The sequence below is a fragment of the Streptomyces deserti genome, from assembly GCF_054782695.1.
Map to the genome: position 1 here is coordinate 116,697 of NZ_BAAGRZ010000010.1, position 26,577 is coordinate 143,273.

The window sequence follows — 26,577 nt, forward strand, 5'->3', positions numbered from 1 at the left end:
CCTGGCCCCGAACCCGGTGAGGTACGCCAGGTCCGGGGCCGTGGCCGTGCGGTGGGGCGCTCAGCTCACGCTGGGCGCGCTGATCCTCAGCGGCGCGTGAGGTCCGCCTTCCCGCAGGCGATGCCGTCCTTGTCGGCGTCCAGGCGCAGCGGGTCGTCCTTGCCGTTGACCTTCAGACGGCCGTAGTCGTTCTTCTTCAGCCAGGTGCAGCGCGCGGCCGTCGTGGGCTTGACCTCCGCCGGGAACGCGGTCGGGACGCACACGTTGATCGAGCCGTAGTGCCGGTCGCAGCCGGAGACGGCCGGGCTGACCTTCTGCGCCTTCCGCTTCTCGCCGGGCCCGGCGACCTTGCCCTTCAGGTCGTCGGCGAAGTCGTGGACGTGTGCCGAGGCGTCCGTGGCGGCGAGGGCCTTCGGGCCCGTCAGGTGCACCCACTCGGCCACCGACGGCACACCGTTGGCGTCGACCGCGAAGAGCATGTACCAGCCGGGCGGGGCCAGGTTGGGGTTGCTCGTCACGTTCAGGTCGACATTGTTGCCGTCCACCGACAGCGGCAGGTCCACGAACCGCTGGTTCGGGTCGGAGGAGTGGGTGACGGCGGCCGGGCGGATCAGCTCGGCCTTGGCGATGGGCCGGTCGACGGTGATCCGCTGGGTGTCGCCGTAGGTCCACTCGGTGTCGATCACCGAGGTGATCGCCGGACGCGGGCCCTTGAACAGGTAGGGCGGGCTGTAGATCGACACGTCGTGGTTCCAGGTGCCGTTGCCCGGGTTGTCGCCGGTGGTCATCACGCGGCCGTCCGGCATCAGGAACGCCGACGCGTGGTAGCCGCGGGCCTCCGGGTCGACGGCCACCGGGTCGAAGGTCTCCGTCTCCGGGTCGAAGAGCGACGTCTCGTAGACCGGGTTGGCCCGGTTGTGCAGCGCGCCGCCCGTCTCCAGCACCTTGCCGTCGGGCAGCAGTACGGCGGAAACGTACATCTTGCCCTGGTCACCGGTCTGCGGGACCGGGCCGTTGCCGAGGTCGACGGTGCCCTGCGGGATCGGCGGACCGGCCACGTATGCCGGGTCGGGCTGCTTGAGGTCGATGATGTCGGTCAGGCGGTTCGCCTCCGGGTTGGAGTCGATGTTGCCGCCGCCGAGGGTGAGGACCTTCTGGTCCTGCGCCGGGGGCAGCAGCACGCTCGCCGACTGGTCCCGCTCGTCCTTCTTCCGCAGGCCGGGCACCTGGGTGATCGTGTTGGCGTCGTAGTCGTAGATCGCCGAACCCGTGCCCGGGATGTTGTTGCCGAAGACGTGGCTGCCCGAGTAGAAGAGGCGGCCGTCCTGCATCAGGATCATCGACGGGTACAGGCCCCAGTACGACCAGGTCTGGTTGACCTTCCACGTCGGCTGCCACTGCTGCTCGGCTTCCGACCACCGCTCGGCGGTCACCGAGCCGGTGGAGTCCTCGCGCAGCCCGCCGAAGGAGATCACGTCACCGTTGCCGAGGATCGTCGCCGACGGGTACCAGTGGCCGTCGTTCATGTCGTTGGTCCTGGTGTAGGTCTCGGTCTCCGGGTCGAAGACGTACGAGTCCCTGTAGCCCTGGTAGCCGACCCTGCCGTCCGCCGTCGGATAGCCCTTGTTGCCGCTCATCACCAGCACGCGCCCGTCCTGGAGCTGCACGTGCCCGGCGCAGAACATGTCCTTGGGCGTGGGGATGACCTTGTACGAGCCGTTCGCGGGGTCGTACACGGCGCTCGTGAACGTGCCCGCCTCGAACATCGACTCGTCGTTGCCGGAGCCGGCGATGAGCAGCACCTTGCCGTTGTGCAGGACGACGGAGTGCATGGAGCGGACCGGGTTCTTCGTGGGCAGTACGTCCCACTTGCCGTTGGCGCACTGGTCCGCCGTGCCGGTGCACTGCGGTGGCGGGACCGGGTCGGCGACCTGGTCCATCGTGTAGTCGTCGGTGGTCGCGGAGCCCGTGCCGTAGACGGAGACACCCCAGCTGATGCGGTCGGTGCCGGCGGGAACCTCGGGGGTGCGGACCGTGGCCTGCGTCCAGCTTCCCACCATCTCCAGCGTCTTGAGGTCGGTCCAGTACTGCCAGCCGGCCGTGGTGTCGTGCCGGAACAGGGTGATGGAGGTGTCGGGTGTCGTGGACTTGTACCAGAGCCCGAGGTCGTACTGCCTGCCCGGCGTCACCACCGGCGCGCACTCGGCGGACTCGGTGATCAGGGCCTTGCGGTCGCCGTCCGCACGGCGGGTCAGCTCGACCCTCATGGCCTTGCCACCGCTGTGGGCGTCGCTCACGGTCGAGAAGGTGAAGTCGTTGTCGCCCCAGCCGGACTTCTCCCAGCAGTACGGCATGTCGCCGCTGCCGGCGGTCTCGAAGCCGGGGTTCTTGACGAGGTTGGCGGCGGAGGCGGTTTCGGGCGAGGTCAGCAGCAGGCCTCCGGTGAGGCCCGCCACGGCCAGGAGTGCGGTTCTTCTACGACCTCTGTTCACACGGCTCTCCCTGCGGTGCGGCTCCCGCGCAGGGACGCACGGTCCCTGCGCGGCAGATAGACCAGCGCTTCGGTCGCCACGAAGCGCAGGAGGAACGTCGTCACCAGCGCGAGCGCGGTGGCGGACAGCGCCCCCATCCCGAACCGGTGCACGAACAACGCGATCAGCGGGATGCGCAGCACCAGGTCGGCGTTGGCGAGCAGCGCGAACCGGCCGGCCCGGTCCCACCCGCTGCGGTACCGGCGCCGCTCGCGGAACAGCAACTGCTCGATGAGCAGGAAGTTCCAGGCGACGCCGAGCTGGTTGGCGAGGATCTCGGCCGGTACGTAGTGCATGCCGAGCACGGTCAGCGCCCACAGGCCGAGCAGGTTCGGCACGAACCCGGTCAGGCCGATCAGGCCGAAGCCCACCATGCGCGCGACCGGCGAGGCGGCCCGCAGCCCGACCAGGTGGCGCAGGAAACGGAAGCCCTCCTGCGCGGTCGACTTCGACTCCCCCGCGAACCGCTCCTGGAAGACGAACGGCACCTCGGTGACCGTGCGGGGGCGGCTGCGGACGGCCAGCTCCAGCAGGATCTTGTAGCCGAGCGGCTGGAGGACCTCCGCCGTCACCGCGCTGCGGCGGATCGCGAAGAAGCCGGACATCGGGTCGCTGATGCCGTGCAGCCGACGCGGGAACAGCGACTTCGTCAGCCAGGTCGCCCCGCGCGAGACGGCGACGCGGTAGCTGCCCGCGAGCCCGGCCCGGCTGCCGCCCTTGATGTACCGGGAGGCGACCACGAGCCCGGCGTTGGCCCGCTCCCCCGTGGCCACCAGCTCGGGCACGAGGGACGGCGGGTGCTGGCAGTCGCCGTCCATGACGACGATCCAGTCCGACGAGGCCGCCTTCATGCCCGCCACGACCGCGCCGCCGAGCCCGCCGACGGGTTCGTCCCGGTGCAGGACCGCGACCGGGAACGGGCAGTCCTTCGCCGCGTCCCGGATGACCTCGGGGGTGTCGTCGGTGGAGTCGTCCACGAAGACGACCTCGCAGGGCAGCCGGGACGGCACCGACTCGGTGATCTGACGCAGCAACTGCCTGACGTTCGCCGACTCGTTGAAGGTCGGCACCACGATGGTGACGGCCCCCGGCTCGGGCACCTCCACCGCCTGTACGGTCGCCTGTACGGTCGGATCCCCCAGCTCGCCGGGGACGGTGGACTCCTGGCTCATCGCGTGCCTCCGGCGGTCGGCTGCTTCTCGGGCTGGATCTGGCGGATCTCGATGCGGTCCTCGCCGGTGCCGAAGACGGCGACCGGCTCGGAGTGCTCGATGGCGGCCTTGACATTGGGCAGGTCCACCGCGTCGCGCCGCACGGTCGGCGAGGCGACGACGTAGTCGATGTCCCGCCAGCCGCGCGGCATCGTCCTGGTCACGGCCGGGTCGAGGTCGGCCTTGTAGAACCAGATGACGCCGAGCCCGGGCCGGTACCCGGCGTGCACCAGGTCGAGCCACATCGCGTCGTCGACCAGGACCCGGGTCTCGCGCGGCTCGGCCACCTCGGTGGCCAGCCACTTCGAGGCGGCCCGGTAGGGGGCGTTGGCGTCGGCGGTGACGGCGGTGCGGGCGCCGTCGTACCAGCGCGGTACGACGTACGCCCCGGCGGCGAGGGCGAGGACGACGGCGAGCGCGTACCGGGCCACGCCGACCGACCGCTTCTCGGCCTCGGAGCGCCGGCGGTGCAGCACGCCGTGGGCGACGGAGGCGGTGCCTCCGGCGAGGACCAGGGCGAGGAACGGCAGGGCCTGGATGACGTACATCGCGGGCAGGTAGCCGTTGGGGCGCAGGGCCAGCGCGGCGAAGATCGCGACCGCCAGGGCCGGTCCGGCCAGGGCGCGGGCGGTGACCGACCAGCGCCAGGTGACGAGCAGCAGCAGCGCGCCCGCGAGGCCGCCGAGGGGCAGGACACGGTCGTAGTACAGCCACGACTGCAGGACGCCCCAGGAGCCCGAGCCCTGGTCGAGGATGAAGCCCGAACCGGGCCGCGTCATCTGGTACTTGACGCCGTCCCAGAGGGAGACGTGGCCGCCGCCCGGGAGCAACTCGCCCTTGAGGAGGGCGAAGAGGGGGTACGAGAAGCCGATCAGCGTGCACGCCGTGATGGCGCCGGTGAGGGCGAACTTGCGGGTGTCCTTGTGGCTGTGCCGCCACATGGTGAGGAACAGGGCGGGCAGGACGACGAGCATCGTCTCCTTGGTGAGGACGGCCGTCGCGGCGGCGATCCCCGCGCCGAAGTGGTGCCAGAGGTGGCGGCTCGGGGAGGCGGCGAGGGTGAACGCCAGCAGCGTCCACATCACCGCCAGGTTGTCGAGGAAGATCTCGCGCTGGAGCACGACCGACAGCGGCGAGAGGCCGAAGAGCACCATGCCGAGGCCGGCCGCCCAGCGGGGCAGGGCCAGGCGGCGGCCCAGCAGATAGACGAGGACCGCGCTGATGCCGCTGATCACCAGCATCGCGGCGCGCATGGTGCCCACCGTCATCGACTCGGGGCTGATCAGCGCGGGTATCCCGGTCAGCGCGGCTATCTGGATCCAGCCGAGCGGCGGGTGGTCGTACCAGTAGGTGTAGTGGGCGAGGCCCCTGCCCTCCTGGACGGCCCAGGCCTGGGCGAGGTAGGTGCCCTCGTCGTCGCTGAGCGTCGGGTAGTCGGCGATGTTCCAGCCCTGCACGGTGAGGATCGCCACGAGGAGGACACCGCACAGGATCAGGTCGGACCGGGAGGAGCGCAGCCGGCTCGGCGGCGTTGCTGTTCGACGGGCCGAACCGGTACGAGGCGCAGGCTGCCGCTGCGCGGGGACCTTGGGCGTGGTCACCGCGGGGAGAGTGGAGGTCACGCGGGAACGTCCTCTCGGATGTCTCGGCTCACCGCGGCGTCACCCAGGTGGGCGCCGACGTGCCTGGTCAGCTCCCAGTCGGTGCGGCCGCGCTGCTCGCGCCAGACGGCACGGACCGCGGCCCCGGCGAGGAGCACCTGGTAGAAGGGGCCGCCCACGATGAGCTTGAGGTAGTGCACGAAGCGGACGCGCAGGCCGTACTGCTTGCCGAAGTCGTGCAGCCCGACCACCTCGAAGACGAAGGTGACCAGGGCGGTGACGGCCGGCAGGAAGGTGATGAAGGCGATGCCGACGGGGACGTCCAGGAAGAGCGCGATCGCCACGTTCAGCGGGATGACGATGCCGGTGAACGCCTGCAGGAACGGCGTCATGAGCGTGTAGCGGGCCAGCAACCGCTGCCCGAACGTGGGCAGCTGCTTCCAGTCCTTCTTCCGGTACACCTGGAGGAAGCCCTGGTTCCATCGGGTGCGCTGCTTCAGCAGCGACATCAGCGAGCCCGGGGTCTCCTCCCGGGTCACCATGTCGGAGTCGTAGGCGACGACGACCTTCTTGCCGACACTGGAGAGCCGCACGCCCAGGTCGCAGTCCTCGGCGAGGCAGTGGGGATCCCAGCCGTTCGCCTCCCGGAGCACGTCGGTCCGGACGAAGACGGTGTTGCCGCCGAGCGGGATGAACCCCTTCTGCGCGTGCAGGTGCAGCCGGGAGCGGAACCAGAAGAAGTACTCCAGGCAGTTGCGCAGGCTGTACCAGCTGGAGTGGAAGTTGATCAGCTGCACGCCGCCCTGGACGACGTCCGCGCCCGTGGTGCGGAAGGCGTGGTCGACGTGGGCGAGGAGCTCGGGATGGACCTGGTCCTCGGCGTCGAAGACCCCGACGACGTCGCCGCGGCAGTGCGGCAGGGCCGTGTTCATGGCCTTCGGCTTGTTCTTCTTCTCGTGCGTGTCAACGACGACGCGGACGCGTGGGTCGCGTTCGGCGGCCTTCTCGGCGACCGCGGTGGTCTCCGGGTCGTCGTGTCCGACGATCACGATGATCTCGAAGTCGGTGTGGCTCGACTCCAGCAGCCGCTGGATCGTGTGGTCCAGCACGGCCTGCTCGTGCCGGGCCGGCAACAGCAGCGAGAACGACAGGTGCTCGCCGCCGTCCGGACTGCTGAACCGGGTGGAGGCGAGCACCTCGGGCGTGCGCCAGGCGTGCATCTGCCACCACAGAGTGAACGCCGCCATCCAGAACAGGGCCAGTGAAACGGCAGCGATGAAGACAGACGTCAGCAAACAGATCCCCCCAGATCCCCTTGACCCCCCGTCGCGACGGGCGTTCACGCCCGTCGCGTCCCTGTGCAGAGATTAAGGGGGAAGTGTGAAGCGCGGGGGCTGTTCCGATAAAGAGCGTGTTTCCGCTTATTCGCGACTTCAGGTGCTCAACACCGCACGCAACCGATCAGGGTCGGTCGTCGGGGCGTCACACGTGAAGTTACGGCAGACGTACGCGGCCGGTTCACCGTGCACGAGCGGCCGGTCGGCGAGCAGCGGGAACTCGTCGCCGTCCGGGGTGCCGACGGCGACCACCGCACCGGGGGCGGTGCCCAGAAGTGCCGTGCGGTGCAGGGTCCTGGTGCCGTCTTCGTCCAGCGACGGCCCGACGACCGCGACCTCGCGCGGCCCGTCGAGCACCGCCTCGGCGACGGCGAGCCCCCAGCCGATGAAGCGCGGCACGCGCGGCCCGAGCGCCTTGACGACGCCGAGGGCCTTCTCGGCGGCGGTGCGATGCGGCTCCGAGCCGGTGTGGGCGGCGTAGCTCAGCAGGGCTCCGGCGGCGGCGGTCCAGCCGGACGGGGCCGCGTTGTCGGTGGGGTCCTGCGGGCGGCGGATCAGCTTCTCGGCGTCGGCGGCGGTGTCGTACAGGGCGCCCGACTCCGGGTCGGTGAAGCCGGTGAGGACGTGGTCCAGGAGCAGCCCCGCGAAGTCCAGCCACACCCCCTCCCCCGTGACGGACGCGAGCGCGAGGAGCCCCTCCGCCACGTCGGCGTAGTCCTCCAGCACGCCCGCGTTGGCACCGACGTGGCCGTCCTTGCTGGTCCTGGCCAGCCGGGCGTGCTCGTCGAGGTGCAGCCGTACGAGGAGGTCGGCGGCGGCGACGGCCGCCTCCACGAGGTCGGGCCGGTCGAAGTAGGCGCCGGTCTCGGCGAGCGCGGCGATCGCGAGGCCGTTCCAGGCGGCGACGACCTTGTCGTCCCGGCCGGGGGCGGGACGCCGGGAGCGGGCCTGAAGGAGCCGGTCCTTGACCGACTCGGTCTTCTCGGCGTCGAACAGCCCGTCCTGCTGCGGCAGTTGGAGCACGGAGGACCCGTGTTCGAAGGTGCCCTCCACGGTGACGCCGAAGTAGCGGGCGGCGAGCTCGGCGTCGTCGTCGCCGAGCACCTCGCGCAGCTGCTGCGGGGTCCACACGTAGTACGCGCCCTCGACGTGCCTGCCCGTCCCGTCGTCGCTGTCGGCGTCGAGCGCGGAGGCGAACCCGCCTTCGGCGGTGCGCAGCTCACGCACCATGAAGTCGGCGGTCTCCAGCGCGACCCGGCGGGCGAGCTCCGAGCCGGTGGCCCGCCACAGGTGGGCGTACACGCGGCACAGCAGGGCGTTGTCGTACAGCATCTTCTCGAAGTGCGGCACGATCCAGTCCCGGTCGACGGAGTACCGGGCGAACCCGCCGCCGAGCTGGTCGTAGATCCCCCCGCGCGCCATGCGCTCACACGTGTCCGCCGCCATCTGCAGCGCACCCTCGGAGCCGGTGCGCGCGTGGTGCCGCAGCAGGAACTCGACGACCATGGACGGCGGGAACTTCGGCGCCCCGCCGAACCCGCCGCGCTGCGGGTCGTACTCCCGGGTCAGAGCGAGCAGCGCCTGCGCGAGCTCCTGCTCGCCGGGGGCCTTGGTGTCGCCGTAGGAGATCTCCCGCCCCGCGAGGTCCCGCACGATCTTCCCGGCCACGTCGGCGACCTCCTCCCGCCGGTCGGTCCAGGCGGCGTGCACGCCCTCCAGGACCTGCCGGAAGGAGGGCATGCCGTGCCGGGGCGCGGGCGGGAAGTAGGTGCCGAAGTAGAACGGCTCGGCGTCCGGCGTGAGGAACACGGTCATGGGCCAGCCGCCGTGCCCGGTGGCCGCCTGCACGGCCTCCATGTAGACGGCGTCCACGTCGGGGCGCTCCTCACGGTCGACCTTCACGCTCACGAAGTGCGCGTTCAGGTAGTCGGCGGTGGCCTGGTCCTCGAAGGACTCGTGCGCCATCACATGGCACCAGTGGCAGCTCGAATAGCCGACGCTCAGCAGCACGGGCACGTTCCGTTGACGCGCCTCCTCGAAGGCCTCGGCCGACCAGGGCCACCAGTCGACGGGGTTGTCGGCGTGCTGAAGGAGGTACGGGGACGTCTCGTTCGCCAGTCGGTTCGGCATGGGGTCCATCCTGCCGCAGTACCGTTCCCAGGGTTCTCACCCACCATCGACCAAGTCACCATACTCCGGACAAATAGTCCGGCGGCCCTCCAAACGGTCCTGGGGGCCCGGGAGCAAGACGAGCCGCCCCTGCACACCCGGTCCGGGCTGGGACAGCGCACGGCCGTACGATTCGGCCCTCTCCCCAGGGCGCCCGGTCCGCAGCACACTTGACCACCAAGGAGACGAACGGGGACGGCCGTTGCCGCCGGAGGGGGACGTGACATGCGGGACAGTCATCGCGCGGAGGCCGAGCGGTTGCTGGTGCGGGCCGTGGAGGAGGAGGTGCGCCGGTCGGGCGGGCGCACCGACGGCAAGGTGCTGCTGGCGCGGGCGCGTGGGGCGCTGGACGCGATGGCGCGGACGGCCGCCGAGGAGTACGAGGCCTACACGCGCGCCCTGGACGAGGCGGAGGCCGGGCAGCTCACCTTCCGGGAGCGCTACGCCCGGGAGGGTGCCGGGACGCCGCTGCTGGTGGCCGCGGTGGCGGCGGTCGCGGCCGTCGTCGCCGACCTGGCCCTCGGCACCGACACGGGGACCGCGCTGGGCGCGGGTATGACGGTGGGCGTGGTCGGCGCCGCGGCGACCGTGGTGAAGGTGGTCGGTTCCCATCTGCCCGCCGCCCACCACCGCGCGGGCGCGGTGAGCCAGCCGGGCGGGCCGGAGCAGCTGCGACTGCAGTGGCTGACGGCGCTGGAGGTGCGGGGCATCCGGCCGTTCCTGGACCAGCAGCGGGTGCTGGCCGCGTCCACCGGCCCGAAGAAGCCGGGGCCGCGGCTGAAAGGCGTGGACAAGAGCGCGGCGGCCCGGGGGCGGAGTGTGCTGGCACAGTCCTTCGGGCAGCTTCCGGAGCCGGCGGGTCCGTTCGCGGGCCGGCGGCAGGAGATGGCGCGGATCCGGCAGTGGGTGCAGGCGGCACGGGCCAGTACGGAGACCCAGCCGACGGTGGTCGTCCTGCACGGGCAGCCCGGCAGCGGTCGTACGGCCCTCGCCGTGCGGGCCACCCACGAGCTGAAGGACTACTTCCGCGGTGCCTGCGTGGTCGACCTGCGCGCCGACAGCCCGGGCGATCCGCCGCTGTCCACCCGGGACGCACTGATGCACCTGCTGAACCGGCTCGGCGCGCCCCGTGAGCAGTTGCTGTTCCGCGAGCGGTCCTCCCCGGACCAGCAGGTCAAGCGGCTGAGCGAGCTGTACCACCAGCATCTGACCGGCCTGCCGGTCACCGTCGTCCTCGACGACGCCTCCGACCCCGAGCAGGTCCGCACGCTCGTCCCCGAGCGCTCCGACAGCCTGGTGCTGGTCACGGCGCGGGAGCCGCTGGATCTTGGAGCGGACCTGCCCGCGCGGGTGCACCAGCTGCCCGTCGACCCGCTGGACGCGGCGGGCGCGGAGGAGCTGCTGGCCGCGGCCACGCAGGACGCCTCCGAGCCGTACGACGCCGAATCCGCCGACCGGATCCGGGAGTTGTGCGGCGGACTGCCCCTGGCCCTGCGCATCGCGGGCTCGTCGCTCGGCCCGCGCTCGCCGCGCGGCCTGGCCACGGACCTGGGCGCGTACGGCCCCGTCGACCCGGTCGAGCGCGCCCTGTGGCTGCGCTACACCGACCAGCCGGAGACCGTACGGCGGCTGCTGCGCCGCCTCGCCCTGGCGGGCCGCGCCTCCCTGGGCGCGGCAGCGGCCGCCGCGCTCCTGGCCACGGACGAGGCGGAGGCGACCCGCCACCTGGTGGCCCTGTCCCGCGCGGGCCTGATCGACCACGTCCGCAACAACCGCTACCGCCTCCACGACCTGGTGCGCGGCTTCGCCCAGGCCCGCCTCCTCGACGAGGAGGAGCCGGCCGAGCGCACGGCGGCGCAGGAACGGTTGATCGTGGCCTACGCCGAGCTGGCCGACTCGGTGCTGCGCCTGGTCGACGGCAACGTGTCGACCCGCTCGGACCACTTCAGCCCGCACGGCTTCACCTCCCTGGACGAGGCGCTGCGCTGGCTGGACGACGAGTCCAGCTTCATCACGGCGACCCTGCGGCACGCGGAGGGCGTGAACCAGGCCGCCGTGCTGAACCTGCTCGGCGCGCTGTGCGACTACTGCCTGCTGCGCGGTGACCTGTACCGCCTGGGCGAGATCAGCGAACTGGCCCAGTCCGTCGACCAGGGCCTGCTGGTCCGCTCGGTGCAGTGGCGCACCGGCATCGCGGCCCGTCAGCTGGGCGAACTGGACAAGGCCCGGACGACGCTGACGTCCGTGGTCGACCTGTACCGGGAGGCCCACCACGACGCGGGCGCGGCCCGTGCGCTGTGCTCCCTCGGCATCACCCTGCACCACCAGGGCAACCTCACGGAGGCGGCGGCCAGGCTGCGGGAGGCGCTGGCCCTGCAGGCGCCGGCCGAGCTGGCCACGGACCGCGCCTGGACCCTGCACGCCCTGGCCGCGGTGGAGCGGGACCGTGCCCACCTGGCCGAGGCGCTGGACCTGCTCACCGAGTCCCTGGTCCTGCACCGGGCGGGCGAGTCCCTGCACGGCCAGGCCTGGGCCCACTTCCAGCTCGGCCAGCTGAACCTGCGCATGGGCGACGTCCCGCGCGCCGAGTCCGAGCTGCGCACGGCCCTCGACCTGTACGGCCGTACCCGCGACGCCCGCGGCGAGGCCTGGGCCCTGACCCAGCTGGCCCGGGCCCGCCTGGTCGCGGGCGACGCGTCACCGGCGGTCGCGGAGCTGCGTCAGGCGGCCGCTCGGCACCGGGACAACGAGGACGCGCGCGGCGAGGCGTGGACCCTGTACTACCTGGGGCAGGCCCTGGAGGAGACGGGCGACCTGGACCAGGCGGTGCGCGACCTGGAACGGGCGAGGACGATGTTCTCGCGGATGCGCGACGTGTACGGCCTGGCCTGCGCCCGCCACCACTCGGCCCGGGTGACCCGCGACCAGCGCGCGGCCCAGACGGGTTCCCTGCGCAACTCGGGCTTCGCCCGGCAGCTGCTGGTGGACGCCCGCGCGGACTTCCAGCGCATCGGTGTGGCGCACGGGGAGGCCTGGACCTGTCTGGAACTGGCGGTCGTGGACGCGGGCAACGCCCGCACGCCCCAGGCACTGGCCCTGTGCGACGAGGCCCTCGGCCTGTTCAGGTCGTACGGCGACCGCCGCGGCGAGGACTGGGCCCGCTTCCTGCGCTGCACGCTCCTGTCGTACGCGGCGCCGGGCGGTGTCGAGGTCGGTACGGCGGTGGCCCAGGAGGAGCTGGCCCAGCTGGCGCGGGCCGGGCACCCACTGCGGGACGAGAAGCTGGACGACTACGTGGAGGCGTACCAGCTGCTGCTGGAGCGCGGGGTGAACCTGGAGGCGGGCTGGCAGGCCTGGCGGCTGGGGATGGTCCCGAACCGGCATGCGCGGGAGGTCATGGGGGTGCCGGTGCCCGCACAGCACTGAGGACCGCGTACCGATTCATCGCTGAGGACCGCGTACCGACACAGCGCCGAGGGCCGCGTGCCGCTGCCTCGCGGCCACGGCGCGCAGGCCCTCACCCTCCCTGGAAGAACGTCAGCCCTGCTGCGGCCTGCCCCGGCCGGGGGCCTCGCCGGGGGCCGCCTGGGCGGGAGCTTCGGCGGAGGCGGGGGTGGGAGCGGGGGCCTCCGCGTTCTCGGGCTCCGCCTTCGGGTCCGGGGCCTCCGTGAAATCGACCCTGCCCATGTGGCGATTCATCGACTTCATCAGGCCCCACACCGCCAGGGCCATCGCCGCGAAGACGATGAAACCGAGGACGCCGGGGGTGACCTTGTCCTCGTCGACCTCCTTGGCGAAGGTGACGAGGTGCGTCATTGCCAGGCTTGCGCTTGCGCTCATGTCAGGCATTGTCGCGGATGCCCGCAAAGAGGTCGTCCTCGGGGAGGGAGGTATCGACGAGGGACTTCGCGAGCTCGTACTCCTCCGTCGGCCAGACCTCCTTCTGGAGCTCCATCGGCACCCGGAACCAGCCGCCGTCGGGGTCGATCTGCGTGGCGTGGGCGATCAGCGCCTTGTCGCGGATCTCGAAGAAGTCGGCGCAGGGGATGTACGTGGTGAGCGTGCGCTGCTTCATGCCGAACTCCTCCCAGCGCTTGAGCCAGTCCCCGTAGGGCGACTCCAGGCCCCGGTCGAGCATCGCCTGGTGCAGCGCCTCGGTGCGGGGGCGGTTGAAGCCCTGGTTGTAGTAGAGCTTCTGCGGCTGGTACGCGGGGCCGTACTCGGCCTCCGGGTACTTCTCGGTGTCCGCCGCCCCCTCGAACGCCACCATCGAGATCTTGTGGGTCATGATGTGGTCGGGGTGCGGGTAGCCGCCGTTCTCGTCGTAGGTGGTGATCACCTGGGGGCGGAACGAGCGGATCTTCTTCACCAGCTCGCCGGCCGCCTTGTCGACGTTCTCCAGGGCGAAGCAGCCCTCCGGCAGCGGCGGCAGCGGGTCGCCCTCGGGCAGGCCGGAGTCGACGAAGCCGAGCCACTCCTGCTTGACGCCGAGGATCTCCCGGGCCTCGTCCATCTCCTTCTTGCGTACCTCGTGGATGTGCTCCTCGATGTACGTGTCGCCCTGCAGCTTGGGGTTGAGGATGGAGCCGCGTTCCCCGCCCGTGCAGGTCACCACCAGCACGTCCACCCCCTCGGACACATACTTCGCCATGGTGGCCGCGCCCTTGCTCGACTCGTCGTCGGGGTGGGCGTGGACGGCCATCAGTCGCAGCTGGTCAGTCAAGACTCAATCCTCGTTAAGTCGGCGCCCCGGCGTGACCGGGTGCGATCGGCGGCTTCTATAGTGACCGAATCGGGGGGCGAATAATTCCGGGATCAGGCTCCGGGACCCTTTTCGGGACACCTGTCCCGGCCCGGCCGAGAGGACGATCATGAGTACGGTGAGCACGCGACCGCCCGAGGGCCGCTACGGCCGCTCCTCGGACGAGCGCGCCGACCGCACCCTGAAGGTCGTCGGCGCCGTCCTGGCGGTGGCGCTGCTCGCACTGGTCGGCTGGTTCGGCTACCACTACGTCGGCCAGAACAAGATCAGCGCCGAGGTGATCAGCTTCGACCTGTCGAAGGACGCGGTGAAGGTGCACCTGGAGGTCCACAAGGACGCCGGGGCGAGCGGCTACTGCACGGTGCGCTCCCAGGCCGAGAACGGCGCCGAGGTGGGCCGGGCCGACTTCCGCTTCGACGGGAACGCCTCGCGTATCGACAAGGTCGTCACGCTCCGTACGACCTCCCCGGGCACGACGGCCGAGCTGCTCGGCTGCCACGCCGACTGACGCGAGCCGGACGTCACCGGGAATACGTAGCAGCTGACCTGCGTTGACGTGAATCTCATGGCTTATGTCCTCCCCCTTCAGCCCGCGAATTGTTAGGCTCGTGGTTTCGCCCATCCATGAAGGAACATGCTTCTGGGTAGGGCGATGCTTTGTATTCCCAGTACCTACGAGGAGCACCTGTGACCCAGACCAGCGAGAACGTCACCTGGCTGACCCAGGAGGCGTACAACAAGCTCAAGGCTGAGCTTGAGTACCTTACTGGTCCCGCGCGCGCGGAGATCTCCGCGAAGATCGCTGCCGCGCGCGAGGAGGGCGACCTGCGTGAGAACGGCGGGTACCACGCGGCCAAGGAGGAGCAGGGCAAGCAGGAGCTCCGTGTGCGCCAGCTGACCCAGCTCCTCGAGAACGCCAAGGTCGGCGAGCCGCCGGCGGCCGACGGTGCGGTGGCGCCCGGCATGGTCGTGACGATCGCCTTCGACGGCGACGAGGACGACACGCTGACCTTCCTGCTCGCCTCCCGCGAGTACGCGAGCGCCGAGATCGAGACGTACTCGCCGCAGTCCCCGCTGGGCACCGGCGTGATCGGCCACAAGGTCGGTGAGGACGCGGAGTACGAGCTGCCCAACGGCAAGAAGGCCTCCGTGCGGATCCTCAAGGCCGAGCCGTACACCGGCTGACCCGGCCCCCACGTTCCTGACGAAGCCCCCGGCATCCATGCGGTGCCGGGGGCTCTGTCATGCCGATGCCGAGCGGTACTTCCGCACCGCCAGGGTCCGGAAGATGACGATGATCAGGACGGAGTAGATCAACGAGGCCCAGACCGGGTGCTGCATGGGCCAGGCGTCCGAGGGCGAGACACCGGGGTTGCCGAAGAGCTCCCGGCTGGCCTGGACGGTGGCGCTGAACGGGTTCCACTCGGCGATGTGGCGCAGCCAGGGGGTCATCCGCTCCGAGTCGACGAACGCGTTCGAGATGAACGTGACCGGGAAGAGCCAGATGAGTCCGCCCGAGGTGGCCGCCTCGGGGGTGCGGACGGACAGGCCGATCACCGCGCCGATCCAGGTGAACGCGTAGCCGGTCAGGAGCAGCAGCCCGAAGGCGGCGAGCACCTCGCCGACGGAGGTGTGGGTGCGCCAGCCGACCAGCAGGGCGACCAGGGCCAGCACGAACAGCGTGAGCGCGGTCTGCACGAGGTCGGCGAGCGTGCGCCCGGTGAGCACCGCGCCGCGCGCCATGGGCAGTGAGCGGAAGCGGTCGATGAGGCCCTTGTGCATGTCGTCGGCGATGCCCGCGCCCGCTCCGGCGGTGGCGAACGTGACGGTCTGCGCGAAGATGCCGGCCATCAGGAACTCGCGGTAGACCGAGGAGTCCGTGGAGCCGCCGATGTTCATGGAGCCACCGAACACGTAACTGAACAGCACCACGAACATGATGGGCTGGATGAGCCCAAAGATGACCATTTCCGGAATCCGGGACATTCTGATCAGATTGCGTTTCGCGACGATCAGCGAGTCCCGGATCGACTGGCTGACGGGGTTGGTGGGTGCCGTGACCGGCACGGCGTCGCTGACGGCACTCACTTGGCGGCCTCCTTGCCGTTCTCCTCGTCCTTGGCCTCCGCCACATGTCCCGTGAGGGACAGGAACACGTCGTCGAGCGTCGGGCGGCGCAGGCCGATGTCGTCGATCTCGATGCCGCGGGTGTCCAGCTCGCGGATCACCTCGGCGAGCAGCTTGGCGCCGCCGGTCACGGGCACGGTGAGTTTGCGCATGTGCTCCTCGACCGTGGTCTCGCCCTTGCCGAAGCCGCTCAGCACCTCGGAGGCGGCCTGGATGTGTTCGCGCTCGTGCACGACGACCTCGACGCGCTCGCCGCCGGTGCGGGCCTTGAGCTGGTCGGAGGTGCCCTTGGCGATGACCCGGCCGTGGTCGACCACCGCGATGTCGTGCGCGAGATGGTCGGCCTCCTCCAGGTACTGGGTGGTCAGCAGCAGCGTCGTGCCGCCGGAGACCAGCTGCTTGATGACGTCCCACAGCTGCTGGCGGTTGCGCGGGTCCAGGCCGGTCGTCGGCTCGTCCATGAACATCACCGGCGGTGAGACGACCAGGGCCGCGGCGAGGTCGAGGCGGCGGCGCATGCCGCCGGAGTAGGTCTTGGTGGGGCGGTCGGCGGCGTCCGTGAGGTTGAACTGCTCCAGCAGTTCGGCCGCACGCTCCTTGGCCGCCTTCGCCTTCATCTGGTACAGCTGGCCGACCATCTGGAGGTTCTCGCGGCCGGTCAGGTACTCGTCGACCGCCGCGAACTGGCCGGACAGGCCGATGGAGCGGCGTACGGCGTCGGGCTGCTTCAGGACATCGAGGCCCGCGACGACCGCCCTGCCGCTGTCGGGCCGCAGCAGGGTGGTCAGGCAGCGGACGGTGGTCGTCTTGCCCGCGCCGTTCGGTCCGAGCAGGCCCAGGACCGTTCCCTCGGGGACCTCGAGGTCGACGCCGTCCAGAGCCCTTACGTCACCGAAGGTCTTCACCAGACCTTCGGCATAGATGGCGCCTGGCATATAAGTTCTCCACGTCGTCGGGGATTACTGGCCATGTAACTGTTCGTGCGAATGGTCATGCGAATGGTCATGCGACACGGACACACCATAACGCGATGTATCGCGTCTCTCAATCGAATTTTCCGGGCGGGGACGAGGAAGCCACGAAGGAGTCCTGACCCAGGGTCCTGACGCGGCCCCGGTCAGCTCATGACCGTGTAACCCGCGTCGCGCAGGGCCTGGTTGACCTCGGCGCAGTGCGCCGGGCCCTTCGTCTCCAGGTGCAGCTCGACCTCCGCCTCCGTGAGCCCGAGCCGTGGGTCGGTCCGTACGTGGCTCACATCGAGGACGTTAGCGTCGACCACTGACAACACCCCGAGAAGCGTCGCGAGGGCACCCGGCCGGTCCGTCAGGCGCAGCCGGACCGCCAGGTAGCGGCCCTGCGCGGCCATGCCGTGCCGCAGGACGCGCTGCATCAGCACCGGGTCGACGTTGCCGCCGGACAGCACCGCGACGACCGGCCCCTCGAAGCCGCCGGGCGCGCTCAGCAGCGCCGCGACCGGGCTCGCCCCGGCCGGCTCGACGACGAGCTTGGCCCGTTCCAGGCACAGCAGCAGCGCGGCGGACAGCTCGTCCTCGGTGACCGTGCGGACCTCGTCGACCAGATCGCCGACGATGCCGAACGGCACATCGCCCGGCCGGCCGACCTTGATGCCGTCGGCCATCGTCGCCGGGTTCTCGATCGACACCGGGCACCCGGCCGCCAGCGAGGGCGGATACGCCGCCGCGCCCTCCGCCTGGACGCCCACGATCCGCACATCCGGCCGCAGGGCCTTCACGGCGACCGCGATCCCGGCCACCAGCCCGCCCCCGCCGATGCCGACGACGATCGTGCGCACCTCGGGGCACTGCTCCAGGATCTCCAGGCCCACCGTGCCCTGGCCCGCGATGATGTCGGGGTGGTCGAAGGGGTGGATGAACACCGCGCCCGTCTCGGCCGCGTACTCCTTGGCGGCGGTCAGTGTCTCGTCGACGACGTGGCCGTGCAGGCGCACCTCGGCGCCGTAGTCCCTCGTCGCACTGATCTTCGGCAGCGGGGCGCCCTTCGGCATGAACACCGTGGAGCGCACGCCGAGCAGCGCCGACGCCAGGGCGACGCCCTGCGCGTGGTTGCCGGCACTCGCCGCGACGACACCGGCGGCGCGCTCCTCCGGCAGCAGTCCCGCGATCCGGACGTACGCGCCGCGCAACTTGAAGGAACCGGTCCGCTGGAGGTTCTCGCACTTGAGGTGCACCGGCGCGCCCACCAGCTGGGACAGGTGCCTGCTGCCCTCCATCGCGGTCACCCGCGCCACGCCCGAGAGCATCTTCTGGGCGCCGCGCACGTCGTCGAGGGTGACGGGCCGCAAGGAGTCAGCCGTGCTGTAGCTCATGACTCAAGCATCGCAGTTCACAGGCCGGAAGGGCGGTTGTGACCAACCTCCGAGACCCGCTTTGCGCAGCGCCGGTACGGCCCGCCGCCGGGCCGCGTACCCTGTCCCCCAATCAGCCAGCCCTCCACGAAGTGAGCCCCCGGCCATGCCCACAACGCCTGAAATGTCGATGGACATGACGACCGTCGGTGACACCGGTCTTCTCGACACGCTGCAGCACGAGGTGGCGGTGTTCGCACGCCGTGCCGAACAGACCCGGCTCGGCGGGGTCGGGCAGGTGCGCAACTCCATGGACCGCGCCGCGTACCTGCTGCTCAACCGCCTCGACAAGGAAGGCCCGATGGGCGTCAAGGCGCTCGCCGCGAGCATGGGGATCGACTCGTCGACGGTCACCCGTCAGGTGGCTCCGCTGGTCGACACCGGGCTCGTCAAGCGGACCTCGCACCCCGAGGACGGGCGGGCGGTGGTGCTGCAGCTGTCCCCGCGCGGGCAGGCACGGCTGGAGGAAGTGCGGTCCTCGCGGCGTCAGTTGATGGCCGAGCTGACCCACGACTGGTCTCCGGAGGAGCGTGCGGCGTTCTGCACGCTGCTCACGCGTTTCAACACCGCCCTGTCCGCCCGGATGTCGGCGCAGGGGGTGCCGGGGCCGGAGGCGCAGTCGCCGTCCTGAGCGCCACGCGCGCGTGCCGCGGTCAGACGACGTGTGCCGCGTCCGACCGATACGCAGTGCGCGGCTCTTGACCACGCACTGCGCGGCTCTTGACCGAGAGGCCACCCCTGGCCTCAGATGAGACCGGGTCCTCGTCGTACGCGGCTGTCATGTCCCGTACGCGGCCGGGGCCCGCATCCTCAAGGGGACGCTCACGCGGGAGGCGCGGTGCGACAACGGCACGCGTCCCAGGCCGCCCGCCGGGACCGGGAGTTCGGGGCGTTCGTCGCGGGCGCGGCCGGGCGCCTGCTGCACACCGCCACCCTGCTCACCGCGGAGACCGCCGACGACAATCCGCGCGCGCGGCGCCTGCTGACCCTGGCGCTGGCCCACACGTACGCGTGCTGGGACCGGCTGCGCGGCGAGGACCCCTACGACCGCGCCCGCCAGTACCTGGCCACCCGTTTCGCGCGCGGCGCGTGGCACCACTACGGCGGCCTGGGCCGGGCCCGCCCGCACCCCGCGAGCGTCCTGGCCCGCCTCACCCCCCAGGAGCGCCTGATCCTGGTCCTGCGGCTCTACGAAGGCGTCGCCGAGGAGCAGACCGCGGCCCTGCTCGGCCTGTCCCCGGAGCGCGTCCGGGCCATCTGCCACCGGGCGACGACGGCCCTGCTGCATCCGCCGCGGGGGCCGGCACCGGCGGTGCTGGGGGCGAAGGCGGTGCCGTCGTGAGGGGGCGGTACGGAAGTACGGGGCGCCCGGGGAGGGCTGTCTGTGACAGGAGGCCCGCATGAACAGGCCCGACCGGGAAGCGGCCGTGCGGCGGATGCTGGAGCGGGCCTCGCCGGCGGTGCCGCCCGAGGTGTACGCGGAGGCGGTGCGGCGCGGTGGGCGCATGCTGCGGCGCCGGGTGCTGGCCCGCCGCGTGATGTGGCTGCTGATGTGCGCGGCGAGCGTGGCGTTCGTCGTGTGGGCGCTGACCGCGCGCCCCTGGGTGGAGCCGCCGTCCGACACGACTCCACCCCTGACCGGCTGGTGATCCCGTCACGAGGGACAGCAGGTCAATACACCTGGCCGAGGGCCTGCTGGAGGTCTTCGAGCAGGTCGTCGACGTTCTCGATGCCCACGGAGAGACGGACGAGATCGGCGGGCACCTCCAGGGCGGAGCCGGCCGCGGAGGCGTGCGTCATACGGCCGGGGTGCTCGATGAGCGACTCGACACCGCCCAGGGACTCGCCGAGCGTGAACACCTTGGCACGGTTGCAGACCTCGACGGCCGCCTCCTCGCCGCCCTGGACACGGAAGGAGACCATGCCGCCGAACGCCTTCATCTGCTTGGCGGCGACCTCGTGGCCGGGGTGCTCGGGCAGCCCCGGGTACAGCACGCTCGTCACGCGCGCGTGCCGGGTGAGCATGTCGGCGATCTTGGTGGCGTTCTCGCTGTGCCGGTCCATGCGTACGGAGAGGGTCTTGGTGCCGCGCAGCACCAGCCAGGAGTCGAAGGGCCCGGCGACCGCGCCCATCGCGTTCTGGTGGAAGGCGAGCTCCTCGCCCAGGTCCGGGTCGCTGGTGATCAGCGCGCCGCCGACGACGTCGGAGTGGCCGCCCATGTACTTGGTCAGGGAGTGCACGACGACGTCCGCGCCGAGCGAGAGCGGCTGCTGGAGGTAGGGCGTGGCGAAGGTGTTGTCGACGACGAGGCGGGCGCCCGCGTCCTGGGCGACCTGAGCGACGGCGGCGATGTCGGTGATGCCGAGCAGCGGGTTGGAGGGGGTCTCCACCCACACGATCCTGGTCTTCGGGGTGAGGGCGGCCCGTACGGCGGCGGGGTCGCTCGTGTCGGCGACCGACCACTCCACGCCCCACCGGGCGACGACCTTGGCGAACAGGCGGAATGTGCCGCCGTACGCGTCGTTGGGGATCACCACGTGGTCGCCGGGGCTGAGCAGCGTACGCAACAGGCAGTCCTCGGCCGCCAGCCCGGACGCGAACGCCAGGCCGCGACGGCCGCCCTCGAGGGCGGCGAGGTTCTCCTCCAGCGCGGTCCTGGTCGGGTTGGCGCTGCGGCTGTACTCGTAGCCGCCGCGCAGGCCCCCGACGCCGTCCTGCTTGTAGGTCGAGACCTGGTAGATCGGCGGGACGACCGCGCCGGTCAGGGGGTCGGCGGTGTTGCCCGCGTGGATGGCGAGCGTTTCGAAGTGCTGACTGATGTGCCTGTCGCTCATGGGCACCGAGGGTAGTGCGCCGACGGCGCTCGTGACGGATGAGGAGCTCCGACCCACTGCGCACGCCGGTCCGCGCGGGGTTTTGCGGGGTTTTCCACAGGGCCGCCCACCACGTTGGCCAAGAGTCGGCGGCGTCTGGAACGCTGTAGACATGGAGATTCTCTGGGTCCTGATGGCACTGGTCATGCTGGGCTTCGTGCTGCTGCCGTATCTGCGCCGCAGGCGGGGCGCGATCGGGCTGGTCTCGCCCGACCACCCGGACGCCGCGGACCCGGCGAACTACGGCTTCGTCCGCGAGGAGGAGCTGGACATCCGCATGCCCGGCCCCGACCAGGACCTGCTGGACGTCCTGGACCTGGTGCAGCGCACCCAGGACTACCGCGCGGCCCAGCAACTCCTCGCCGGTACGGAGACGGAGGGCGAGCGGCGCTGGCAGCGCGTGCAGGCCTTCGCGGGTGCCGCCTCGCTGGAGCTGCGGCAGCGGCCCGGCGGGGTGGGCGAGGCGCCGGGCGGGCAGTGGCTGCGGGTGTGGCGCGCCGAGCAGCCCAAGGACGCGGGCGGTGCGGCGGTGCACGCCGAGTTCCTGGTGCAGCAGGCGTGGCGGACGGCGACGCCCGGGACGGACGAGTTCCGGATCATCATGGAGGAGGCGAAGGCGGCGTGCGGCGAGGCGGCGCTGCTGGCCCCCGGTGACCCGATCCCGTACATCATCGAGCTGTCGGTGGCCCGCGGACTGGCGTACTCCCAGAAGGAGTTCGAGCAGCTCTGGCTGAAGATCCTGGACCGCGCCCCGGCCCACATGGGAGCGCACCTGGCCGCGCTGCACTACTGGTGCGAGAAGTGGCACGGCTCGCGCGAGCTGGCGTACGAGTTCGCGGAGGCCGCGGCGGCCCGCGCCCCCCAGGGCTCGCTGCTGGCGGCCATGCCGCTCTTCGCGGTCTTCGAGCACCTGCCCGAGGTGACCCTGGTCAGCAGCTTCTGGCAGAGCGAGGTCGTCACCAAGGCGATCCACGGCGCGCTGCACGCGGTGCACTCGGCCCGCCCCGACGACCCGATGCTGGCGCACGTACGGCACATGCTGGTGTTCTTCCTGGTGCGCGGCGAACGCTGGGCGGAGGCCATGCACCAGCTGATACACATCGACGGCCATGTCGGCGCCCTGCCGTGGACCCTGTCCGCCGACCCGGCGGCGGAGTTCGCGGTCTACCGGGCGCTGGCGGTGGCGGGCTTCGAGGCGAACGGCGGCAGCCCGGCGAGCCTGCCGCGCTGAGGCGCCGCCGGGGTCAGGACCGCGGGGCCGGCCGGAACCCACCGGAATTCCACCCGGCCCCCGGACGTTGACCCATACGCCGCCCCGGATAGGAGACCGCATGTTCCTGCACAGCCGTACGCCCCAGCTGCCGACGCCCGAGCAGGCGCTGCCCGGCCGCCCGGAGCCGGCGTTCACGGTCCCCGACCGCCACACCGTGCTCGGCAACCCGCTCCTAGGCCCGTACCCCGAGGGCCTGGAGATCGCCGACTTCGGCCTGGGCTGTTTCTGGGGTGCCGAGCGCAAGTTCTGGCAGCTCCCGGCCGGCGTCTGGACGACCCTGGTCGGCTACCAGGGCGGTTACACCGAGCACCCCACGTACGAGGAGGTCTGCTCGGGCCTGACCGGCCACACGGAGGTGGTCCGCGTGGTCTACGACCCGCAGCTGATCTCGTACGACAGGCTCCTGAAGACCTTCTGGGAGTCCCACGACCCCACGCAGGGCTTCCGCCAGGGCAACGACGTCGGCACGCAGTACCGCTCGGCGATCTACACCCACACCCCCGGGCAGGCGGCCACGGCCACGTCCTCCCGCGAGGCCTACCAGAACGTCCTGACGTCCTCCGGCTACGGCGCGATCACCACGGAGATCCTCCCGGCGAAGGACCGCCCGTTCTACCCGGCGGAGGCGTACCACCAGCAGTACCTCGACAAGAACCCGGCGGGGTACTGCGGGCTGGGCGGGACGGGGGTCAAGCTAAGTACCCCGTTCGAGACGAACTGGGGGGCGTCTTGCCCGACGGGGGTTGCTCCGGCGCCGGAAGCGCGCGAGAAGTAGATCTATCCAGGACTTGCTGGCCATGGCACCGTCTTCCTTGATGGCGGTGCCACGGCTGTCGTACGCAGCCCCTGCCCGGCAGTCCCCCTCTCAGCGTGGTCACACGGAGTGCGTCGGTTGAGTGCCCTCCGCGCGCTCGATGCGCCGCCGCCGGGTGCGAAGAGGGCGCTGCAACCTCGTTGCCAGGCGCTGCCACGGCGTACGCGCACGGAATCGGCTGAACTCCGCCTCGTCCCGGATTACCTCGACCAGTCGCCTGTCAGCCAGGTCCACGGTCTCCGAGGCTTCTTTCAGTTCAGCCCACTTCCTGTCGGCCTCGTCCCACATCTCTTGGTTGTTGAAGTGGCTCGTAGCGCGGGCGTACAGATCGCGCCACTCCGACAGCAGACGGGCCCAGTGGTTGAAAGCTGCCAGCGAAAGGGTATCCAGGGCCCTGACCGCGGGCGAGCCGAACATGTCCAACTGAGCCTGGGTCAGCAGGAAGGCGTTGAGTTCCTTCTCGGCGTCGATAACGCTCGACTTGGCCGATTGCGTACGCAGCACCTCCGCCCGGTGCTGTGCCAGAACCCGGCGGCTGCGCAGCACCTCTTCGTAGGTGTCCATGCGGCGGTCCCACACTCGGTGCTGGCGGTCCCGGCGAAGGGTCAGCCGGTGAGTGATCAGCACAGCAGACGTCGTCGTCAAAACCCCGACTGCTCCGACTATCAGAGTGGCCTCAACAGGTTGCAGTGCCATGGCGCGATCATATGTACGGAATTATCGCTCTTGGGTGAACGCCACCGATTCAACCGTAAGTTGGTTCATCCCTCCCGCAGCAGGCAGGGGATCGTGCGGGAGGGTCCGAGAACGCCTCTGCCGCCCTCTGGAGGCTTGCCGACCTCGGCTGGCCCCGGCCACCGGGAGTGCGTTGCCAGCCTCGCAGGGCTGGCCTCTTCTCGTCAGACATACGCGTCCCTAGGTACCGTCGAGGTCGTGTCTGGCGCGCGTCGGGTTGGTCACCCGTGGGCGCGCGTCGGTTGGTCGCGCACGACTAGGGGAGCTGGTACGGGCATGGCGGTTGACGCTGCTCGATCGGAAGAGGGGTTCACGTCGGTTAGGGCTGCGCAGGTGATGAGCGCGGCCTGCCGGGCGGCAGGGTTGGACAGCAGAGAGGCAGAGCTGATCCGGCTCGGAGAAAACGCGCTGTTCCGCTTGGACACGGCGCCGGTGATCGTGCGTGTGGCGCGGGGCGAGCCATGGCTACCTAAGGCTCGTGTCGAGGTGGCTGTGTCGCGGTGGCTGGCCGGGGAGGGGTTCCCTGCCGCGCGCCTAGTCGACGGGTTGGATAAGCCGTTCTTGATCGATGGCCACCCGGTGACCTTCTGGCGCCTCATCGTCGAGGGCGACCGTAAGGCTACGTACGGGGAGCTGGGGGGCATCCTGCGGGATCTGCACTCCATGACGGTGCCTGCCGGGCTGGAGCTTCCTTCGTTCGACCCCTTCGACAAGCAAGAGCTGCGAATCCGCCGGGCACCGATCCCGGAAGACGACAGGGTCTTTCTCCGTAAGCGCTGGCGGGAGCTGCGCGATCAGTTCGAGGAGTTGAAGTTCGAGACTCCGAAGGGGCCGGTGCACGGTGACGCGCACGTGCAGAACCTGATGGTGAACGATCGGGGAGAAGTCATCCTGATCGACTTCGAAGCCTTCTGCTTCGATCACCCTGAGTGGGACCTGATGGTCACGGCGGTCGAGCACCACAGCCTTGGGTGGCAGACCGACGAGCAGTACGCCGACTTCGTGCGGGCCTATGGGCGGGACCTGCACGACTGGCACGGCTACGACACGCTCCGGCGGCTCCAAGAGTTCGGTATGACCACGTGGCTCATGCAGAACGTGCAGGAGAACGAAGAGACGGCGGCCGAGTACCGCCGGCGCATCGCTGCCCTGCGGAACGACGATGCGCCGCGCGACTGGCGCCCTTGGTAGCTGCTACTCGTCCTCGTCGAGTCGGGCGAGTGCTTCGTTCACCTGCTCGTTGAAGGCTACGACGGCGGGGTTGGCCGCGTACGCACTGACCTCTGCTTGGAAGTCGGTCACGTAGCGCTGGAAGCGGGAGGACTGGATGGAGTCGCCGCCGTCCACGGCAAGGCTTGCTGTGGTGACGGCGGCTTCCAGTTCGTCATTCAGTAGCTGGCTCTGTGCGAGCACCATGCGACAGAAGCCGAGGGTGCGGGCGTACTGCGGATCAGTGGTGTCCACAGCCCGCTGTGCGTGCTCGACTGCTTCACGGCGCATCTTCAGATCGCGGAAGCAGTGGCAGAACTCGCCCAACAGCTCTGCGTCGTCGAAGTAGCTCAACCATGCCGGGTCTTCGGCGCTGTCGGCACGCTCGAAGTGGCGTTCTGCTTGGTTCATCGCAAGGGCCGCGCCGGTCCGGTCTCCCGCGTTGGAGAGCGCTCGGGCCTCCATCGCCCAGTAATTCGCCATGGCACGCGGGGTGGCCCGGCCCTTGGCGCCTTCGACGGCCGCGCGGGCTAGCTGGACGGCCTGGGCGTGGTTGCCCAAGTAGTTCGCCTGGTGGCTGAGATTGCCGAGAATGCGGGCGCCGAACATGCGGTCGTCGATGACCTGGGACAGGCGCAGCGTGGATGTGAGATAGCGGTGGGCAAGCCGGTGGTTTCCCGAGTCGTATGCGGTCCACGCGAGCAACTGGGAGACCTCGGCGGCGGCACCGAATAAGGCCGTGCCTACCTTCTCGCTGTAGCTGGCGCTGAGCAGGGGCAGCACTTCATGGCGGAAGTAGTGCCGTAGCGCCTTGTGACCATGGCCTCCGCCGTACTTGAAGTCGAGTTGCATGAAGGTGGCGGCGGCGTCCCTGATTGCCCGTACGTCGCGCATGCCGACCCGTTGGTGAGCGGGTCTGTCCGCCTGGATGCCGTCGGGGCGCGCGATCATCCACGACAGAACGGCAGAACTGAGTTCGGCGTCCGCAATGATCAGTTCCTCGGATGTCACCGCATCGGCGCGCTCTTGGGCGAGTCCGTCCAGCATGGACAGTACGTCGGGGACCGTGCTCGGATGCCGATCGGATCTGGCGCGGTGGGCCGTGTGTGGTCGAAGAAGCCGAGATCCCCGGGCGTGATACGGCGGCCAAGCTTGGTGCTGAGTACGTCAGCCATGATCGCCGCTGTCTCCGGCTTGATCCCTGCGCCGTCTCGCCATCGCTGCACGGCAACGTGGGTGGTCCCGAGACTGATACCGCGCTGAGCGGCGGCATCCTTCATGCGCTTCGCAAGGCCCTTGTTCGAGACCCTGGCCTCGTCCATGACTGCGATCAATGCGCGTTCGGCTCTCGGCTCATGCTCCCCTGCCAACCCGAGAATGACGGCAAGTGCTCATCCTGTCACAGCAGTATCACCCCGGGGGGTTCATTCGCGAACCCCCTTTGGCTTTGCAGGTGTTCACGTGAACCCCCGGGTGAACGCTCCCGATCGCGCCCACTGCGCCGTGTACTGGCTTGCGTGAAGCAAGCGGTCGACGTGAGTGCCGTGG

General features: G+C 70.4%; 23 protein-coding genes. 9 read left to right on the top strand and 14 right to left on the bottom strand.

What is annotated here, in order from left to right; all coding sequences use genetic code 11:
- Positions 1-86: 86 nt before the first annotated feature.
- From ACYVMZ_RS19160 to ACYVMZ_RS19180, 5 genes are all read right to left on the bottom strand, one after another.
- Positions 87-2,492 carry a galactose oxidase-like domain-containing protein gene (locus ACYVMZ_RS19160; RefSeq protein WP_461081155.1) on the bottom strand — a complete coding sequence of 802 codons (2,406 nt, stop codon included), beginning with the start codon at positions 2,490-2,492 and terminating at the stop codon, positions 87-89.
- Complete coding sequence (locus ACYVMZ_RS19165; protein WP_461081157.1) at positions 2,489-3,703, bottom strand: glycosyltransferase; 1,215 nt, start codon at positions 3,701-3,703, stop codon at positions 2,489-2,491. The genes ACYVMZ_RS19160 and ACYVMZ_RS19165 overlap by 4 nt, the downstream gene beginning before the upstream one ends.
- Complete coding sequence (locus tag ACYVMZ_RS19170) at positions 3,700-5,364, bottom strand: ArnT family glycosyltransferase (RefSeq protein ID WP_461081159.1); 1,665 nt, start codon at positions 5,362-5,364, stop codon at positions 3,700-3,702. Before ACYVMZ_RS19170 ends, ACYVMZ_RS19165 begins: the two co-directional genes overlap by 4 nt.
- A complete protein-coding gene (locus tag ACYVMZ_RS19175; RefSeq protein WP_461081161.1) occupies positions 5,361-6,638 on the bottom strand; it encodes a glycosyltransferase in 1,278 nt (425 codons plus the stop codon). Before ACYVMZ_RS19175 ends, ACYVMZ_RS19170 begins: the two co-directional genes overlap by 4 nt.
- A 138-nt stretch (positions 6,639-6,776) precedes the next feature.
- A complete protein-coding gene (locus tag ACYVMZ_RS19180) occupies positions 6,777-8,810 on the bottom strand; it encodes a thioredoxin domain-containing protein (protein WP_461081163.1) in 2,034 nt (677 codons plus the stop codon).
- Positions 8,811-9,074: 264 nt separating this feature from the next.
- Between ACYVMZ_RS19180 and ACYVMZ_RS19185 the strand changes: the two genes are divergently transcribed.
- Entirely contained in the window at positions 9,075-12,275 is a 3,201-nt protein-coding gene (locus tag ACYVMZ_RS19185) for a tetratricopeptide repeat protein (RefSeq protein ID WP_461081165.1), read from the top strand.
- Between the two features lie 111 nt (positions 12,276-12,386).
- Here the strand turns inward: ACYVMZ_RS19185 and ACYVMZ_RS19190 are convergent, their stop codons facing one another.
- On the bottom strand, positions 12,387-12,698 hold the full coding sequence (locus ACYVMZ_RS19190; RefSeq protein ID WP_461081167.1) for a hypothetical protein: 312 nt from the start codon (positions 12,696-12,698) through the stop codon (positions 12,387-12,389).
- A complete protein-coding gene (gene mca, locus ACYVMZ_RS19195; RefSeq protein WP_461081360.1) occupies positions 12,691-13,551 on the bottom strand; it encodes a mycothiol conjugate amidase Mca in 861 nt (286 codons plus the stop codon). The genes ACYVMZ_RS19190 and mca overlap by 8 nt, the downstream gene beginning before the upstream one ends.
- 169 nt (positions 13,552-13,720) lie before the next feature.
- Between mca and ACYVMZ_RS19200 the strand changes: the two genes are divergently transcribed.
- Positions 13,721-14,119, top strand: a complete 399-nt coding sequence (locus tag ACYVMZ_RS19200; RefSeq protein ID WP_461081169.1) for a DUF4307 domain-containing protein — start codon at positions 13,721-13,723, stop codon at positions 14,117-14,119.
- A gap of 179 nt (positions 14,120-14,298) precedes the next feature.
- Complete coding sequence (greA, locus tag ACYVMZ_RS19205) at positions 14,299-14,796, top strand: transcription elongation factor GreA (RefSeq protein WP_461081171.1); 498 nt, start codon at positions 14,299-14,301, stop codon at positions 14,794-14,796.
- A gap of 57 nt (positions 14,797-14,853) precedes the next feature.
- On the opposite strand, the gene ACYVMZ_RS19210 is transcribed toward greA, so the two are convergent.
- The 3 genes from ACYVMZ_RS19210 to ilvA all read right to left on the bottom strand — a co-directional run bounded on the left by ACYVMZ_RS19210 (position 14,854) and on the right by ilvA (position 18,085).
- Positions 14,854-15,699, bottom strand: coding sequence for an ABC transporter permease (locus ACYVMZ_RS19210; RefSeq protein WP_461081173.1), 846 nt, complete (start codon positions 15,697-15,699; stop codon positions 14,854-14,856).
- Positions 15,696-16,673 (bottom strand): ATP-binding cassette domain-containing protein, encoded by a 978-nt coding sequence (locus tag ACYVMZ_RS19215; protein WP_461081175.1) that lies wholly within the window; start codon positions 16,671-16,673, stop codon positions 15,696-15,698. Before ACYVMZ_RS19215 ends, ACYVMZ_RS19210 begins: the two co-directional genes overlap by 4 nt.
- Positions 16,674-16,855: 182 nt before the next feature.
- The gene (gene ilvA / locus ACYVMZ_RS19220) at positions 16,856-18,085 is read right to left on the bottom strand and encodes a threonine ammonia-lyase (protein WP_461081177.1); all 1,230 of its coding nucleotides are present in this window, start codon (positions 18,083-18,085) and stop codon (positions 16,856-16,858) included.
- A 163-nt stretch (positions 18,086-18,248) separates the two neighbouring features.
- Here ilvA and ACYVMZ_RS19225 point away from each other — a divergent pair, with 163 nt between their 5' ends.
- The 3 genes from ACYVMZ_RS19225 (at position 18,249) to ACYVMZ_RS19235 (ending at position 19,773) form a co-directional block, all read left to right on the top strand.
- Positions 18,249-18,755 (top strand): MarR family winged helix-turn-helix transcriptional regulator, encoded by a 507-nt coding sequence (locus ACYVMZ_RS19225; protein ID WP_461081179.1) that lies wholly within the window; start codon positions 18,249-18,251, stop codon positions 18,753-18,755.
- A 207-nt stretch (positions 18,756-18,962) separates the two neighbouring features.
- Positions 18,963-19,466, top strand: a complete 504-nt coding sequence (locus tag ACYVMZ_RS19230) for a sigma factor-like helix-turn-helix DNA-binding protein (protein ID WP_461081183.1) — start codon at positions 18,963-18,965, stop codon at positions 19,464-19,466.
- A gap of 58 nt (positions 19,467-19,524) precedes the next feature.
- Complete coding sequence (locus tag ACYVMZ_RS19235) at positions 19,525-19,773, top strand: hypothetical protein (RefSeq protein ID WP_461081185.1); 249 nt, start codon at positions 19,525-19,527, stop codon at positions 19,771-19,773.
- 22 nt (positions 19,774-19,795) lie between these two features.
- On the opposite strand, the gene ACYVMZ_RS19240 is transcribed toward ACYVMZ_RS19235, so the two are convergent.
- The gene (locus ACYVMZ_RS19240) at positions 19,796-20,959 is read right to left on the bottom strand and encodes a cystathionine gamma-synthase (RefSeq protein ID WP_461081187.1); all 1,164 of its coding nucleotides are present in this window, start codon (positions 20,957-20,959) and stop codon (positions 19,796-19,798) included.
- A 151-nt stretch (positions 20,960-21,110) separates the two neighbouring features.
- Between ACYVMZ_RS19240 and ACYVMZ_RS19245 the strand changes: the two genes are divergently transcribed.
- Positions 21,111-22,229, top strand: coding sequence for a hypothetical protein (locus ACYVMZ_RS19245; RefSeq protein WP_461081189.1), 1,119 nt, complete (start codon positions 21,111-21,113; stop codon positions 22,227-22,229).
- A 100-nt stretch (positions 22,230-22,329) separates the two neighbouring features.
- Complete coding sequence (msrA, locus tag ACYVMZ_RS19250; protein WP_461081191.1) at positions 22,330-23,046, top strand: peptide-methionine (S)-S-oxide reductase MsrA; 717 nt, start codon at positions 22,330-22,332, stop codon at positions 23,044-23,046.
- A 99-nt stretch (positions 23,047-23,145) separates the two neighbouring features.
- Here msrA and ACYVMZ_RS19255 read toward each other — a convergent pair whose 3' ends face one another.
- A complete protein-coding gene (locus ACYVMZ_RS19255) occupies positions 23,146-23,781 on the bottom strand; it encodes a hypothetical protein (protein ID WP_461081193.1) in 636 nt (211 codons plus the stop codon).
- A 315-nt stretch (positions 23,782-24,096) separates the two neighbouring features.
- On the opposite strand from ACYVMZ_RS19255, the gene ACYVMZ_RS19260 reads away from it, so the two are divergent.
- Positions 24,097-25,011: a phosphotransferase enzyme family protein gene (locus ACYVMZ_RS19260; RefSeq protein WP_461081195.1), complete on the top strand. Its 915-nt coding sequence runs from the start codon at positions 24,097-24,099 to the stop codon at positions 25,009-25,011.
- Positions 25,012-25,014: 3 nt separating this feature from the next.
- Here ACYVMZ_RS19260 and ACYVMZ_RS19265 read toward each other — a convergent pair whose 3' ends face one another.
- Positions 25,015-26,076 carry a sporulation protein gene (locus ACYVMZ_RS19265; protein ID WP_461081197.1) on the bottom strand — a complete coding sequence of 354 codons (1,062 nt, stop codon included), beginning with the start codon at positions 26,074-26,076 and terminating at the stop codon, positions 25,015-25,017.
- Positions 26,037-26,351 (bottom strand): hypothetical protein, encoded by a 315-nt coding sequence (locus tag ACYVMZ_RS19270; RefSeq protein ID WP_461081199.1) that lies wholly within the window; start codon positions 26,349-26,351, stop codon positions 26,037-26,039. Before ACYVMZ_RS19270 ends, ACYVMZ_RS19265 begins: the two co-directional genes overlap by 40 nt.
- Positions 26,352-26,577: the final 226 nt, after the last annotated feature.